Origin of the sequence: Vibrio sp. A11, from assembly GCF_013048705.1 — a bacterium.
Classification (GTDB): domain Bacteria; phylum Pseudomonadota; class Gammaproteobacteria; order Enterobacterales; family Vibrionaceae; genus Vibrio; species Vibrio metschnikovii.
In genome coordinates this window covers 1-15,573 of sequence record NZ_VHSI01000026.1, presented here as the reverse complement: position 1 = coordinate 15,573, position 15,573 = coordinate 1, and the positions used below count along the sequence as shown (strand labels likewise).

The window sequence follows — 15,573 nt, the reverse complement described above, 5'->3', positions numbered from 1 at the left end:
TTTCGTTTAACTCTCGCAGTTGCCAGACCGCAAGAGTGTTTTAACAAATTGAAAGGGGCTTTATAACTGACTTATAGCTGAAAGCTTTACGGAACCCCCAGCCTAGCTGGGGGTTTTCTCTATACAAGAAAAAGAGCACATGAGTGCTCCTCTTAAATAGACAATTATTCTGCTTTATTCTGCTGATCTTCAGCATACTGACGACGAATTTCCTGAGATACAATTTGAATCGCCTGTGCGGTACTGATCCCTTCTGCCATCATTTGCTGAATTTTTTCGACAGCGGCTTGCTGTTCACTGTGAGTTAAAGTCGGTATATCGTCAAACATAAATAGGCTCCTATTGGGGAGCCTCACTATAAAGAGACTATCAGTAACTAGCAAGGAAGTTTATATATGCACCCATAGCATTTTCATTGGTATAGCTCGCTCCGATATCGAGCTGAATGATATTCAATGGTGATAATCCAATTCCAGCAGTGATGGTACCGTCTCGACCACTGTAGGCAAGATTTTTGTTATACCCTACTCTCAATTTTAATTGACGCATGATATCCACTTCACCACCAATACGGATCATTTGCGTATCATCGGCAAAGTTATTAAATCGGCGATCGGTATTCAAATCATAATCCACACTCAAGGTCGCATAATCAGCAACGATGCCAGCACCGAGCGTGATTTGTGGACGAATTTGATAATCATACTGAACAGAGTTTACCGTTTGCGTTGAAATATCTCGACTGATCAAATTGGTGGCAGCCGCTCCTAAACGATAAGGCCCATAAAACCATACCGCACCAGCATCAATGTTAAATGTCGTTTCTCCCGTACCGTTATCTAACAAATCTTTGAATTCATAGTTGTTAAAGCTGGCTTGATAAAGATAAGTATAAATGCGTTGTAATTTCGGAGTAATACCAAAAGCCATATGTTGACCGAGGAAGGTTTGATATTTGGCTAACGAGATACCAACTTCAGTAACGGCAATAGATACAGCATTAATACCGCTATTTTGTGCCTGCTCAAGAATACATTCAGGGCTGCTAGGATTAGCACCACTTACAGGGCAATCTGATGCGATGCTGGGAGCGGCATACACTTCTGTGTACGCTTTGCCAAATATATTGGCAGATATATAGCGGTTTGGTATACCAAAAGCGATAACCCCACCAAGATTAGCATTGAGTGTATTACCATCAATATCATTAAGAGCCGCTTGTAATTCAGGGGCCTTACTTGGGTCATTGCTGTTAATCAGATCAGCGATGTTATCGATGCTTTTTACTAATTTATCAGGATCGTTATAGGTAAATCCAACGCTAGGTAAAATCATCCCAGCATCATCATTACGACGGTAAATAGCCACTAGAGCAGGATTATAAAATGGAGCAGTAAGATAGTTTGCAGAGACCACGCCAACGCCGCCCATGGCATCTCCGCGTGCTTCAATTGCATAATTCGCCGCAAGAGTCTCTGTGGCAACCAGCAGTGCGGGAAGCGTTAAAAGCCAAATATGTTTTTTACTGTTCATATCCAATAAACCGTTGGTTACTTTGTTGTTATAACGGCTTATTGTCTATCAACTTTAATCATTCCTCTAGAGAAACATTATAGGTTTTACTGATAACTTGAGCTTGCTCTATGATTATTGGCCCTTGCCAGCGTTTATGGGTCATTGAAACCGCTAAGATGTAGCGATCCGAGGTTAGATCGGTTAATTCAAGCTGAGTCGGATAATTTGATTCATAACTTTGTTGCCAAATTTCTTTATACTCACCATCAAAATAATCGTACACCGACACATCTAAGCGAGGCAATGGACAATGGCGATTCAATAATGCATTTTTATCAACCGTCCATTGATCTTTACTCGACCAACGAACCGTTTGCTTCGCTTTAGGTTCGCCAAAGATAACCCAAGTGCTCCACGAATCTTGATCTTCAGCCGTGATATCGATTCGGTACAACCCCATCGATAACTTGGAATTCAGATTATAATGTTTACGAAAGGTTACTCCGCCTTCAGTGACGCTGTCACCTGAGCGGGTGAAGCTGCTGTCGGTAGAAATAGGCCTCTCGACCCATTGAGTTAACGTTATATTATTGAGTGCCTTATCGCTTTGTGCTTCTAATATGACTTGATATGCGTCACGACCAGGGCTTTGAATATCTATCTTACGAATGACGATACTATTTAGCCATACCGGAAAGGTTTTGCTGGTTAGCCCCTTACCACAGTCCACCGATAACGATTGGATCAATACATCGTTTAGGTGTGTTTTGGTATTCTTCGTTTGATTAAGTTGCCAAACTTCAACCAGCGAATGAAACATTCGATCGAGATCATTATTAAGTAGATGCTGATGCACTTGAGTTAATGGACTACTACTCTCAAACCATTCAACACTTTGTGCATAAAAAGGCACGCACACTAGCGTGCCAATAAGACATAGTTTACTGTGCATGATTTAGGCTTTCATCTTGTACCCAACGCCACGGAGTGTTTCTATTTCTAATCCAGGTAGTTTCTGACGCAATTGCAATACGTGTGTATCCACCGTTCGTGTCGTTGGAAAATGATTGTAACCCCACACATGATCCAATAATTCATCGCGAGTAAATACTCGCCCTAAATTGCTGGCGAGAAAAAGCAATAAATCAAACTCAGTTCGCGTTAAGGTAATACACTGTTGGTTAAAAAATACTTCTCGAGTGGCTTTATCGATCACTAAGTTTGGCGTAATCACTTTGCTGTCGTCATTATCTTCACCATCCGGTGAACGAAGCTGCGCTCTGATCCGCGCAAATAACTCAGCTTCAGCAAAAGGTTTGGTGAGATAGTCATTTCCTCCCGCATCTAAGCCTGTCACTTTATCTTTAACGGTCACTAAAGCGGTCAATAAGATGACAGGGATCTCTTTTAAAGCTTTCCACTCCGCGAGATGAGAAATTGAATCACCATCAGGTAATTGTCTATCTAAAATGACTAAATCCGCTTTTTCCCAGTATTGATCCACTGCGGCGATAGTTTCTGCATGTAAACAGTCATATCCCGCTTGCTCTAAACTTACCAGTAAACCGTCAGCAAGGTTTTTATCATCTTCAACGAGAAGCAATGTCTGTTTCACAAGGTATCTCCAAAATAAACGTGGTTGGTGGTCCGATTAAGGTCAAACGACCTCCCATTCTACCAACCATCGATTCAACAATCGTTAAGCCAAGTCCTAAGCCACTTTTACTTACAAAAGGCTTACGTAAATGACGCCAATCTTTATGGGTCAGCGTTCCTTGATCAGTCACCTTGATGGTAACTGAATCAATTGTTGACGTGACTTCTAAGGTTACAGGAGCAACACCGTATTTTACGGCATTGCGAATTAAATTATCGATACAGGTCCCAAGCCAATATACGTTGAGCTTTGCCGCTATATCTTGTTCAACAATTAACTCTATAGGTTGAGTAAACTCTTCTTCTACTTTGTATTGCAACCATTCTTCAACCGATGGAACCCAAGCGGTCGCGAGCGGTTTATTATCCGACTGTAGATAATCTTTACTGGCTTCGGCAAGCTGTCTTAAACGGCGAGAATCCTCACAAAGGCGACGAAACTCATCGTATACAGTTTCGGGTAAATGTTCAAATTCTCGGCGAAACCCTTCAACTGTTAATGATAAGCTAGCGATGGGCGTTCTCAATTCATGAGTTAGAATTTGTAAGATTAGCATCCTACTTTTCATTTCTTGTCGTTTAGAGTTCCAACGATAAATTGACCAACTGATCACTAAAAAAATATTTGCCAACACCAATACAAACATACTGATACGAAGTAAATCCGTATGATCTTGTACGTTCCAGCATAAATTGCCTCGTTGAACAAAACATGTGCTATCACTTTCTACAAAACTAAATGCCAGTCCCGCTTGACTGGCATTTAGCTGCCAAATGCTATCATCAAATAAGTAGTACTCATCGCCTTTTCTTAACCAAAGTTCATCCTTATCACCAAACATAATCGCACCAGCGATCAATGCATTCATCGCCTCTTCGTTCATTCTCTGCAAACGGCCCAATAAAGATTGGCTAGGTGCTTGCGCTCGCTCTTGAATATGCATAAAAGGTTCAAGTTGTGCATATTGATCAGGATAAACTTCTGCGTAGCGTGCAGCATAAGTACCACCACCAGGATGAATCAATGAGCTTCTGGCAAACCAACGCACGGGTAATTGACTTCCTTTACACAACGCTCGAGTAAAGACTAAAGGTTCTGTTACTAAAGGGTTCAATGGTAAATTACCCGAGCAATTTTGTGCTAACTGGTACAAAAGCTGAATATCTTTTAATGGATAGGACGCAGTTTGTGGCAACATGCTGTCTGGTGTTAATAATCGAGTAGGATACTCTTTTTGAATCGTTCGAATATCATAAGTGACCATAGCTGCCTGCTCATCAAACAGCGATACAAACAGTTCAATCCGATCTGGTAGGGAATCGGCAAAAGCTGAAACAGTAAAAGTACAAGCGGCAAGCACTAAGCTGCGGATGAGTGTTCTTGTCAATGTAAATAATCGTTTGATCATAAAACCATAAAGTGATGATGTATTATCTATAAATAGAAACAACGCTTGTTATATCACTGTCAATAATATACCAAAGTATCGCTCTTATTGGTTCGGGACATTTTCCCTTCCCTCTTAAGCTTTGTTCGTATACCAGAAAGCATGAAGCCAGCAATTTGCTGGCTTCATGCTTTGATGTCATCAGATTACAATGCTTTGGAGATGGCGTCTACACTCTCTTTCGCATCCCCAAATAACATGAAGGTATTGTCTTTGAAGAACAACGGATTTTGCACTCCTGCATAACCCGTATTCATTGAACGTTTAAACACAATCACTTGTTTCGCGTGCCATACTTCTAATACTGGCATGCCTGCAATTGGGCTATGAGGATCATCTAACGCCGCTGGATTGACCGTATCATTCGCTCCAATCACTAAGACGGTATCGGTTTTGGATAGGTCATCGTTAATTTCATCCATTTCTAATACAATATCGTAAGGTACTTTAGCTTCTGCTAATAGCACATTCATGTGACCCGGTAACCGACCAGCCACAGGATGAATCCCAAAACGGACATCAATGCCTAATGCTCGTAACTTCTCGGTGATTTCGTAGACAGGATACTGTGCTTGCGCGACAGCCATACCGTACCCCGGGGTAATCACGACAGAACGAGAGTTCTTGAGAAGTTCAGCCACCTCTTCAGCGTTTATTTCTCGGTATTCACCTTGCTGTTCATCACTGCTGATCACTACTTCTTGACCAAAACCACCAGCAATTACACTGATGAATGAACGGTTCATCGCCTTACACATAATATAAGACAGAATCGCCCCAGACGATCCGACTAAAGCGCCGGTCACAATCAGCAAATCATTGGCGAGCATAAAGCCAGCGGCGGCCGCGGCCCATCCCGAATAAGAGTTGAGCATTGAAACTACAACCGGCATATCAGCGCCACCGATTGAAGCAACCAGATGGTAGCCAAAGGCTAAAGCAATCATGGTCATGATGATCAACGGCAATAAGCCGCCATCCATCTTTAAAAATTGCATGAGTAACAGAACCGATATCACTAACGCCGCGAGATTTAACTTATGCTTGTGTGGCAAATTTAGAGGCGAAGAGCTAATTGAACCGCTCAATTTACCAAACGCGACGATCGACCCAGTGAACGTCACGGCGCCAATAAATACTCCGATAAAAACTTCGACCAAATGAATTACATGTTCCGCATGAGTATCGACCAAAGGAGCATCGAGCAAACTATTATAACCGACCAATACGGCAGCCATACCAACAAAGCTGTGCAACATCGCAACGAGCTCTGGCATCTGTGTCATCTCTACTTTATTGGCGAAACGGATCCCAATGACGGCCCCGATGATCATGGCTAAAATAATCCAGCTCAGCCCTTGTGCCTCAGGACTGAAGATGGTGGCTAGCAGCGCGATCGTCATACCGGCCATACCGTAATAGTTACCGGTACGCGCTGATTCTTGTTTCGATAATCCCGCTAGACTCAAAATAAAACATAAGGCAGCAATAATATAAGCCGCGTGTACTAATCCTGCAGACATTATTGTTCTCCCTTAGTCTTTACGGAACATGTCAAGCATACGTTTCGTGACCGTAAAGCCGCCAAAAATATTGATGCTTGCAATCAAAACGGCAATAAATGCCAAAAAGGTTACTATCCCATTGCCTTGGCCGATTTGTACTAAAGCACCGACGATAATAATTCCAGAGATAGCGTTAGTTACTGACATTAAAGGGGTATGTAATGCATGAGTTACATTCCACACTACGTAATAACCAACCACACAAGCTAACACAAAAACCGTAAAATGACCGAGAAAAGCGGCTGGAGCTACCGATGCTATCCAGGCAAAGACACCGACACCAGCCGCTAAGCCAACCAATTTTTTCCAAGGTGATGCAGGTTGTTTGGGTGGTTTCTCTACCATCGGTTTACTTTGGGCAGGCTGCTGCACTGAGACTGGGATAGGCGGTGCAGGCCAGGTGATCTCACCTTGCTTAATGACAGTGACGCCACGCAATACAACATCGTCAAAATCGATGTTAATTACGCCGTTCTTCTCTTTACAAAGCAGTTTCAATAAATTGACCAAATTCGTTGCATAAAGCTGAGAAGCTTGAGTGGGAAGGCGACCTACCATATCGGTATAGCCAATGATTTTTACTCCATTATCAGTCGTGATCAGTTGATCTTTGACCGTATACTCACAGTTCCCCCCATTTGCAGCCGCCAGATCAACAATCACACTCCCCGGTTTCATGCTATCTACCATCGATTTGGTGATGAGTGTCGGTGCTGGTTTACCAGGGATCAGTGCGGTAGTGATAATAATATCGGCTTTTTTTGCTTGCTCTGCGTAAAGCTCTGCTGCTTTTTGATTGAAATCATCCGACATTTCTCGAGCGTACCCATCACTCGAAGCAACCGTCGGCAGATGATCAATTTCCAGAAACTCAGCGCCCATTGATTGCACTTGCTCTTTAACTTCAGGACGAACATCGAACGCTCTAACAATTGCGCCAAGGCTTCCTGCTGCACCTATAGCAGCAAGGCCAGCTACCCCGGCACCAGCGATAAAGACATTCGCGGGAGGGACTTTACCAGCAGCGGTGATCTGCCCAGTAAAGAAACGGCCAAACTGATGGGCCGCTTCTACGACCGCTCGATAGCCAGCGATATTCGCCATTGATGATAATGCGTCTAAGGCTTGAGCTCGAGAGATGCGCGGCACGCAATCCATCGCTAATACATTAATGCTTTTCATTGCCAGTTTTTCTAGCAACTGAGGATGTTGAGCTGGCCAAATAAAACAGATTAATGTCGCGTGCTCTTTTAATAACGAGACTTCATCGATTTGCTCATTGTAAATTGGCGCATTCACTTTTAAGACAATATCGCAATTCCATACTACCTCGGAGGGTTCAACCATCGCACCAGCCGCTTGGAATGCACTGTCTTCAAAACTCGCTAATGAACCGGCTTGAGATTCAACCACAACCTCAAAGCCGAGTTTTATCAGTTGCTCTACTGATGAAGGTGAGGCTGCAACTCGCGTTTCCCCCGCTAGCCTCTCTTTTGGCACACCAATTCGCATATCATTTCCTTGATTTTGGGACAAAAAATAAAAGAACGCTAAGCATAGCGACTTAGCGTTCTTTTATTCATGACTTCTGTCAACGACTGGAGAAATTAGTTAAAGATCTGACCACTCATCTGATCAATGAAAAGCTGAGCTTTTTTTAACATTAACTGATCAGCCTCTTGTTTATTCGACAAAATATCAGAACGAATAAAACGATGGGTCTGTAACTCACCATTAATCTCTTGAGTAATTCGGCCAGCGACTCGGTATTGGCCGTTTTCCGCGATCGATTCTTGATAAATGAGCATACCTTTATATTCAACAGGCTGAATTGATTCTTGTTGCTTTTTCTCTCTTCCCCCAAACCAGCGAGCAAATAATCCCACAACTACTCCTTATGTTTCTTGTTGTTCTTAAGAATTGGCTCTTCATACCATTCTAACGGATTATCGTGATCAAACCGAGCTTGAGATAAAATAACGGGAATGTCTTTATCTCGCATAGTACGACGATCTTCAATGATCATGGGTTCCGCCGCTTGAATGGCAGCGAGAGCTTGTTGTTTTAAAATCACCAACCGCTCTTCAGGAAGGGCTGAAAGGAAGTCGACATCATGTCGGATATAAACCGGGCGCATTTGACTCAATGCAAGACAGGCCAGATCCGCTAATTGGTCATGATTGTATTTCTCACTATATTGACGCTGAATCAATACTTGTCCTACTAACGTTTCCATATAGTTATGTACATCAACATTTAACTGCATCCGTTTTCTCCTGAATCATGCGAACTTATCCTTAAGCCTATGTTTCGACCAATGATACTAAAATGAGCTATACCCCTCCTACTTAAAGCTGCAGCGGTGTTGGCTACCTGCAACTTCAAGTCGTTTGGGTATATCTGAGTAAAAATGTTAAAGCATCCGATTAACACCTGTTCAGTGTAGCAAAAAACTTGGCAATTATTGAAATCAACGTATTCTTATAACCAAAGGGACTTAAACCATTTGCGAAACTTTTCACCAATAAGGGACTACATTGATTCAAATGGCGCATGAATAATCTATGTCGACAGATTTTGCTTCTTCATCTTGGTTTCGTTTTGCCTTCCCTATCCTGTTACTTATTACAGTCTGGATCGGAATCGATAACCTCGTTATGGTCGTGCAAAGCAATATTGGCTTTGCGCAAAATTTACCTTACGTGCTTTTTGTCAGCGCTATTGCTATCGCTCATTTATTTAAGCAAAGTCGGATAGCCATGATCGCCAGTGTGTTGCTGGTAAGTTACCTGATTGTTCAATACCGACTGCAATCCCCCCTATCCGATGGTTCAACATTACTTGAATTGTCTCTCTTGGCAACGCTACTTCCCGTGGCTTGTCTCATTAGCTATGCTTTTTATAATCAAGGGCTCGCTACACGCAGTTTTGCCAAATTCATCGGGCTGTTACTGATGTTGTTACTGTGGGGGATGTTGAGTGTTACTCACTTTTATGATGGCTCTGTTATTGATTTACATGAAGGTCTACTTTACAGCGTTCCGCAAATTTCTCGATTACCCTTTATTCTAGTACTTTATCTTTTCGCTTTAGTCGGTGTCTGTGCGATTTTAGTATTAACCAGAAATCGTATGATCGATGCCACTATTTACAGCGCTTTATTGTTAACCAGCACTACCTTTATTTTTTTCCACGTTTCCTTTATATCCAGCATTCTTTTTTCACTCGCTGGTGTCTTATTGATCTTGTATTTGATCGCAGCAGGTCATGCATTGGCTTTCAATGACCGATTAACTCAACTGCCTGCCCGACATGCTTTGGATCTTGACCTGCAGCGTTTAGGGAAAAACTTCACGATTGCAATGGTTGATGTCGATCACTTTAAGGCATTCAATGATACCTATGGCCATGAAACTGGTGACGATGTGCTAAAACTTGTTGCCAGTCGCTTACGGCTCGTTCCCGGTAATGGACGAGCTTATCGTTATGGTGGTGAAGAATTTACTTTGCTTTTTAAAGGCAAAACGGCAGAACAAGCAAAACCACATTTAGAGTGGTTACGTCACGATATCGAACATTACGATTTAGTGATTCGAGATACAGACACTCGCCCCGCTAATCATCAAGAAGGTTCAAAAAAACGTAAACGTCATAAAGCGAAATCCGTTACTATTACTATTAGTATCGGCATTTGTGATAGTCACGTAGAGCCCACCCCAAAATCTGCATTAACCTTAGCCGATCAAGCTTTGTATAACGCTAAAAAAGCTGGGCGAAATTGCATAAAAGTCATTAAGTAAGTAACAATTGTTATCACCCATCGCAACTTATCAAATAAAAGTATGCTAATGTTTTCTTGTGATTAATTTTTTAACCGCACTGTATAGAGAATCGATGCATTGACCATTTTTTTTAACGTCATTAATAAATATCTTATTAAAATGCTATGCCTAATGACAGTAGCCTTTCCCGCTATCGCATGGGCTGACCGGGATTGGTCACAGCAAGCTGTACGGATGTGTGTCGATCCTGATTGGGAACCTTTAGAGAAAATCACCCCTGATGGTCAGTTTGTTGGCATTGCAGCAGATTTATTACGAGTGATTTTTCAGCGAGCCAAGTTGGAGTTCGTCGTAATACCAACAGTGGATTGGAACGAAAGCTTAGTCAAATCCCAAGCTGGGGAATGCGATATTCTGGCGTTACTCAATAAAACCGAACAACGCAGCCAATGGCTTAATTTCACTCGGCCGTATCTTGTTAATCCTAACGTCTTAATTACTCGACACGAGCATCACTATGTAGATAACTTAAACGATCTCGCCAGTACCGATAGTAGTATTGTTCTGCCTATCGGTACCTCTGTGTATGAATTTCTTAAACGTGACTATCCAAACATCAATTTAATCCCTGTTGATACAGAACGAGAGGCTTTCGATTTAGTGGATAGAGGGCTAGCCGATGCAACATTACGTTCATTATTAGTCGCAGCGTATACTATTAGAAACGAAGGCTGGTTTAATCTTAAAATCGCAGGTGAAATCGGTGACTATAAGAATTTGTTACGAATCGGTGTACTTCACCAGCACCCATTATTGCTAGAACAATTAGATCAGGCCATTGCCACATTGACTGTCGAAGATATCAATCAAGCCATTAATCGACACGTACCTATTTCTGTGAGTTATCGTTACGACTGGATAATGATCGTAAAAATCATCATGATTTCTATGATCATTATCTGTGCATTATTATTTGCCGGGTTACTACAGTACCGCTCTCATCGACGTTTATTAGCACTAAAATCTCAATTAGAAACCACGTTAGTGGAAAAAGATAACATTGAATTACGACTTCGAGAAAGTGAACGCTTTTATCGCTCATTGGTTGATACTGCCCATGAAGGGATTGGCGTTATTCAGAATCAACGTTTTGTATACGCTAATCACTATTTAGCGCAAATCGTTGGTCTCAATATTGAGCAACTTCTTAAGCTTTCTTCATTCCTCGACCTAGTGAGTCCAGAATACCAACCTGCTGTGTTAAAAGCCCATCATCAGCGTCTAAGTAAAGAAGCAACACCGCCGCAACGCTATCAAGCACAGCTAATTCATGCTAATGGACATATCATTGATATTGAAGTCAGTGGCGTTATGGTTGACTGGTATGGTGAACCCGCTTCTTTAAACTTTATCAGTGACATTACGGATAGAAAACAAGCGGAACGTGAAATTACCCATCTCGCTAATCATGATACGTTAACTGGGCTGGCAAATCGCAGGCTACTTATGGAAAGAATGGAACAGTTAATTTTACAAGCTAAACGTAATCCTATTCAGTTTGCCGTTATCTTTATTGATTTGGACAAATTTAAACCTGTCAATGACTACTGGGGACATCAAGTGGGCGATGAACTTTTGCAGGCGATCTCACAACGTCTGACTGAGAGTATTAGAGCATCGGATACTTTAGCTCGTATCGGGGGTGATGAATTTGTCATTTTATTGCCTCATTTACCAAGCGAACATATCAATGATGTGGTACGAAAAATCGAACATGCCTTTCAAAAACCTTTTGTTTTAAAAGAAAAAACATTATCGATTCATGCTAGCCTCGGAGTAGCTAACTTCCCTAATGATGGAGATACCGCGTCAGAATTGCTTAATAGAGCTGACCGAGAAATGTATCGCAATAAGCAAGTGAACGTATAGCAACGTTGAACTAACGATACTGCTAGTAACTTTACACACAATGAAAATGCTCAACTTTATATACCGCCTATTGTAGGAACTTCTTTATCAATTGCCATTGTGCCGTATAATCGCGACCAAACTACACCACACCAATCTATCAGTGAGCTGCAAATGTCCAAACTATTTTTCAAAGGTCGAATCGATGCTAGACAAAACCACGTTATGTCAGGCTACAACGTAAAGCGTGATATAAAAACAGGCACTGAGGAAGCTCCAATTAATATTGTCGTCTCAACCGAGGCTCGTAAAGCTGAGATAGAGACTTTACTTTCTGAGCACTCGATTGTGGCTCATATTGTCATAGACTCAAAGCAGCCAGAGAACACTATTGAACTTGATACGCTACTAAACAAACCTAAAACTATTACCTATGACAAAACACCAAACCGTAATGAATCGTGTATTTGCGGAAGCGGAAAAAAGTACAAAAAGTGCTGCGCTTAAAATATAGACCAGTTAGATTAAAAACCGTCTTCTGACGGTTTTCTTATAGGGCTGACAACGCTACTACCAACTTTCCGCATAACACCGTAACCACAAAAACCAACGCATAATGAAAATGCCACGCGTTGGAAGTCCCTCTTGAAGCGTTTGTTATAAGGTGGATAACTACTTAATTAGATTAAGTATTTCTTTAAACTCTGGCGCTCGACAATTTTTAACCAGTTCATAAAGACACATTTCTAAGCCTGTTATATCAACGCCAGCACCTGCTAGCTTTTTAATTGCTAGCTCCTTATTCGATTCATTACGCGAAGACACACAATCACCTACTAAATGTATGTTATAACCCAGATTTTTGAGGTGAATAGCCGTTTGATAAACACATATATGAGCTTCGATACCACATATTAACCAAGACGTTTTATTTGATTTTTGGATAACTTCGACGAAACGAGGTTCACCACAAGCATCAAAACTGAACTTGCTAATCGGTTGTTGATTACTCAATAACACACTGAGCTCTTCGATGGTTTGACCTAATTTAGCTGGATTTTGCTCAAGCAAAACTATTGGCAATCCTAGCAATTGAGCTCCTTTAATTAGTTTTATGCAGTTTGAAACAAGCTCATTACTGTCAGAGACCAATCGAGCCAACTTACCTTGGATATCAACGATAATCAGACCAGTGTTTTCCTTGTCAAGCATACAGACTCCTTTGCTAAACCACCTTATAACGCCGCGCTAAGGGGTGAGCAACGCAACGACCAACTAACCGCATTGCACTAAAAACCAATAAAATCAATGAATAACGAAAATTCCGCGCGTTGCGAATCCCTCTTTAACGCCTTGTTAGCACTTTAACTGCTTCCCACTTAACTACCAACATTTGCATACTTTTACCTGCTAATACAATCAAAATTGCACCTAATAAAACTGGCGTAATTAGAAAACCCCAACTTTGTCCCGATAGCATGATTAACAACGGATTTGCACCTGCAGGGGGATGTGTCGTTTTTGTCATTAACATTGCACTCACCGCTATTCCCGTTGCTAGCGCCAATGTAACTGGTGATACACCAATATACTGCGTAAAAAACACCCCAACAAAAGCTGTAATTAAGTGCCCAAAAATAACATTTTTAGGCTGAGCAAGAGGGCTACTTGGCACCCCAAACACAAGCACCGCTGTAGCACCAAAAGGAGCCATTAATAAGGCAACTTCATTCAATGTTGAATCTAGAAAAGAGAGTAACCCTATGGCTAAAAAAGCCCCGACACCCGCAAAAATCGACATGACCATACTATTCATAAATACACTCCAAAAAGTAGACCAATCTGTCTACATAAACAGGGTAGACAATTCGGTCTACACATGTCAATATCTATTTAAAGGAGAAATAAAATGAATCCAAAACGTCAATTACTGATAGATACAGCATTAGACCTTTTTTATAAAAATGGAATAAATTCGATTGGAATCAATGAAGTAATCAGTGTTTCTGGTGTAGCAAAACGCACTCTCTATTCTCATTTTGAAAGTAAAGAAGCCTTAATTATTGCATCTTTACAAAAACGACACGAAATATTTACCTCGTGGTTAGAACACAAGCTCTCAGGTTCTAATTCAAATCAGGATGTCATTCACCGTTTATTTTTATCGCTAGCAAGTTGGTTTGAGCACAAAGAGAATATGTTAGGTGATTTTAGAGGCTGCTTTTTCATTAATACTTCAGCAGAATTTAGCGACATGAACAGCGAAATATTTCAATTCTGTCACTTCCACAAAGAACAAGTACGGGAAATTATTAGTCGCCATCTTATAAGTACCGATAGCACATTGCTTGATGCTATCTGTATTATGAAGGAGGGAGCAATAGTTACCGCACATCTCGGTGGAAATGGAAATTTGGTGACATCAAAATGTATTCAAATACTGGAATCGTTTGAGTGCTAACGCCCAATTAAGTAGCCCGAAACGCTACTACCAACTGCCCGCACAACACCGTAATCACTAAACTCAACGCAAAACAAAAATGCCACGCGTTGAGGGTCTGCTTGAATTGTTTGTTATATTTCAGTTCCATACAGCCACTGAAACACCAAACAACCTTTGAAAATAGTACATAACATCAAAAGCTTAACGTCAGTTGAGCCAGATTTCGATACAAAAAAAATTAATTTTGAAATCGAATCAAGCTTACCCATTGATTCTGATGATAAATATCAAAGAAATAAGCCATTAATGTAAACTAAATCAAAAGAGCTGCTAAATGCGATTAAACAATAATGTTCGTTAGACATTGATAAACTTGATCTAATCAACAGCTATGCTTCACAAGAAATCATCAACCAGAAAAACACTCACATTACCACTTAACTTTTAAATTTGTAGTACGTTGAATTTAAGAGAAATATAACGCCCGCTTAAGGGGCTGACAACGCTACTACCAAGTTTCCGCATAACACCGTAACCACAAAAACCAACGCATAATGAAAATGCCACGCGTTGGAAGTCCCTCTTGAAGCGTTTGTTAAATTGCATTACACCGTAACTTAGCTTGAGCGAGCACTGTGATTAAATTTTCTGACATTCGCTCAACTTCAAAATAACCACCTGAACTGGAAAGTTGATGAACATTCAATGAATCCAAACCAAGCTTATTGAACCAATATTGTGCAAGAGAACACTGAGCTGAACCTGTCGCTAAGTCTTCTGATATACCAATCTTGGGGGCGAAGTATCTTAAAACATAACCACTTTTACCATAAGATGCCGTTACGATTAAAGCATGATATTCACTTAACTGCTTAAGGCGCTCATAGTCTGGTTGGAAATTAATTACCGCTTCAATAGAAGGAAAAACAAGGACTAGGTCTCGTGTAGAATAAACATCTATAACATCAACAGCTAAATCAGATATCTCTGTTGGCACAGTACAAGTCTGACCAAGCCAACTCGGCAATACAAGTGCATATTGGTCATTTCTTTTTGAAATTACCACTTCACCGTGTTTACTATGAAAAACAACTTTATTAAATGGGTATTTAGAAATAAGGGCTGCACCTCAGGGCGTCCGCATGAATGGTTAGAATTTAGCCGCCAACTTAAATCCAGCTAACAAGACTTGCTCCAAGAAGCCGGGGTTCATCATGCAACGCTTCTGCTTCATTGGCACACTAATTTTGGTTGGC

15 protein-coding genes and 1 pseudogene are annotated in these 15,573 nt (G+C 41.1%); 4 read left to right on the top strand and 12 right to left on the bottom strand.

What is annotated here, in order from left to right:
- Positions 1 to 164: 164 nt before the first annotated feature.
- The 9 genes from FKQ60_RS16430 to FKQ60_RS16390 all read right to left on the bottom strand — a co-directional run bounded on the left by FKQ60_RS16430 (position 165) and on the right by FKQ60_RS16390 (position 8,450).
- Entirely contained in the window at positions 165 to 329 is a 165-nt protein-coding gene (locus FKQ60_RS16430) for a YoaH family protein (protein ID WP_004396324.1), read from the bottom strand.
- A gap of 40 nt (positions 330 to 369) precedes the next feature.
- Positions 370 to 1,533, bottom strand: coding sequence for a conjugal transfer protein TraF (locus FKQ60_RS16425; RefSeq protein WP_154171057.1), 1,164 nt, complete (start codon positions 1,531 to 1,533; stop codon positions 370 to 372).
- A gap of 58 nt (positions 1,534 to 1,591) precedes the next feature.
- A complete protein-coding gene (locus tag FKQ60_RS16420; protein WP_161425223.1) occupies positions 1,592 to 2,467 on the bottom strand; it encodes a DUF2861 family protein in 876 nt (291 codons plus the stop codon).
- A 3-nt stretch (positions 2,468 to 2,470) separates the two neighbouring features.
- Positions 2,471 to 3,130: a response regulator transcription factor VxrB gene (gene vxrB / locus FKQ60_RS16415; RefSeq protein ID WP_154171055.1), complete on the bottom strand. Its 660-nt coding sequence runs from the start codon at positions 3,128 to 3,130 to the stop codon at positions 2,471 to 2,473.
- Entirely contained in the window at positions 3,105 to 4,580 is a 1,476-nt protein-coding gene (vxrA, locus tag FKQ60_RS16410; RefSeq protein ID WP_170906772.1) for a sensor histidine kinase VxrA, read from the bottom strand. The genes vxrB and vxrA overlap by 26 nt, the downstream gene beginning before the upstream one ends.
- Before the next feature lie 185 nt (positions 4,581 to 4,765).
- Positions 4,766 to 6,142: a Re/Si-specific NAD(P)(+) transhydrogenase subunit beta gene (gene pntB / locus FKQ60_RS16405; RefSeq protein ID WP_158137343.1), complete on the bottom strand. Its 1,377-nt coding sequence runs from the start codon at positions 6,140 to 6,142 to the stop codon at positions 4,766 to 4,768.
- A 12-nt stretch (positions 6,143 to 6,154) separates the two neighbouring features.
- On the bottom strand, positions 6,155 to 7,696 hold the full coding sequence (locus FKQ60_RS16400) for a Re/Si-specific NAD(P)(+) transhydrogenase subunit alpha (protein WP_154171052.1): 1,542 nt from the start codon (positions 7,694 to 7,696) through the stop codon (positions 6,155 to 6,157).
- A 95-nt stretch (positions 7,697 to 7,791) separates the two neighbouring features.
- Positions 7,792 to 8,070 (bottom strand): HlyU family transcriptional regulator, encoded by a 279-nt coding sequence (locus tag FKQ60_RS16395; protein ID WP_154171051.1) that lies wholly within the window; start codon positions 8,068 to 8,070, stop codon positions 7,792 to 7,794.
- A gap of 2 nt (positions 8,071 to 8,072) precedes the next feature.
- A complete protein-coding gene (locus FKQ60_RS16390) occupies positions 8,073 to 8,450 on the bottom strand; it encodes a late competence development ComFB family protein (protein WP_004396309.1) in 378 nt (125 codons plus the stop codon).
- Positions 8,451 to 8,748: 298 nt separating this feature from the next.
- Here FKQ60_RS16390 and FKQ60_RS16385 point away from each other — a divergent pair, with 298 nt between their 5' ends.
- From FKQ60_RS16385 to FKQ60_RS16375, 3 genes are all read left to right on the top strand, one after another.
- Positions 8,749 to 9,984 carry a GGDEF domain-containing protein gene (locus FKQ60_RS16385; RefSeq protein ID WP_170905633.1) on the top strand — a complete coding sequence of 412 codons (1,236 nt, stop codon included), beginning with the start codon at positions 8,749 to 8,751 and terminating at the stop codon, positions 9,982 to 9,984.
- Positions 9,985 to 10,137: 153 nt separating this feature from the next.
- Positions 10,138 to 11,895 (top strand): diguanylate cyclase, encoded by a 1,758-nt coding sequence (locus tag FKQ60_RS16380; protein WP_170905632.1) that lies wholly within the window; start codon positions 10,138 to 10,140, stop codon positions 11,893 to 11,895.
- A 153-nt stretch (positions 11,896 to 12,048) separates the two neighbouring features.
- Positions 12,049 to 12,381, top strand: a complete 333-nt coding sequence (locus FKQ60_RS16375; RefSeq protein ID WP_040905003.1) for a PBPRA1643 family SWIM/SEC-C metal-binding motif protein — start codon at positions 12,049 to 12,051, stop codon at positions 12,379 to 12,381.
- A 165-nt stretch (positions 12,382 to 12,546) separates the two neighbouring features.
- Here FKQ60_RS16375 and FKQ60_RS16365 read toward each other — a convergent pair whose 3' ends face one another.
- Together FKQ60_RS16365 and FKQ60_RS16360 are read right to left on the bottom strand one after the other, a co-directional pair.
- Positions 12,547 to 13,086, bottom strand: coding sequence for a hydrolase (locus FKQ60_RS16365; protein WP_170905631.1), 540 nt, complete (start codon positions 13,084 to 13,086; stop codon positions 12,547 to 12,549).
- 133 nt (positions 13,087 to 13,219) lie between these two features.
- Positions 13,220 to 13,690 (bottom strand): HPP family protein, encoded by a 471-nt coding sequence (locus FKQ60_RS16360; protein WP_170905630.1) that lies wholly within the window; start codon positions 13,688 to 13,690, stop codon positions 13,220 to 13,222.
- Between the two features lie 93 nt (positions 13,691 to 13,783).
- Here FKQ60_RS16360 and FKQ60_RS16355 point away from each other — a divergent pair, with 93 nt between their 5' ends.
- Positions 13,784 to 14,335: a TetR/AcrR family transcriptional regulator gene (locus FKQ60_RS16355; RefSeq protein WP_099610006.1), complete on the top strand. Its 552-nt coding sequence runs from the start codon at positions 13,784 to 13,786 to the stop codon at positions 14,333 to 14,335.
- A gap of 577 nt (positions 14,336 to 14,912) precedes the next feature.
- Here the strand turns inward: FKQ60_RS16355 and FKQ60_RS16345 are convergent.
- Positions 14,913 to 15,446: pseudogene (locus FKQ60_RS16345) on the bottom strand (PhzF family phenazine biosynthesis protein); the annotation flags it as partial.
- Positions 15,447 to 15,573 lie beyond the last annotated feature (127 nt).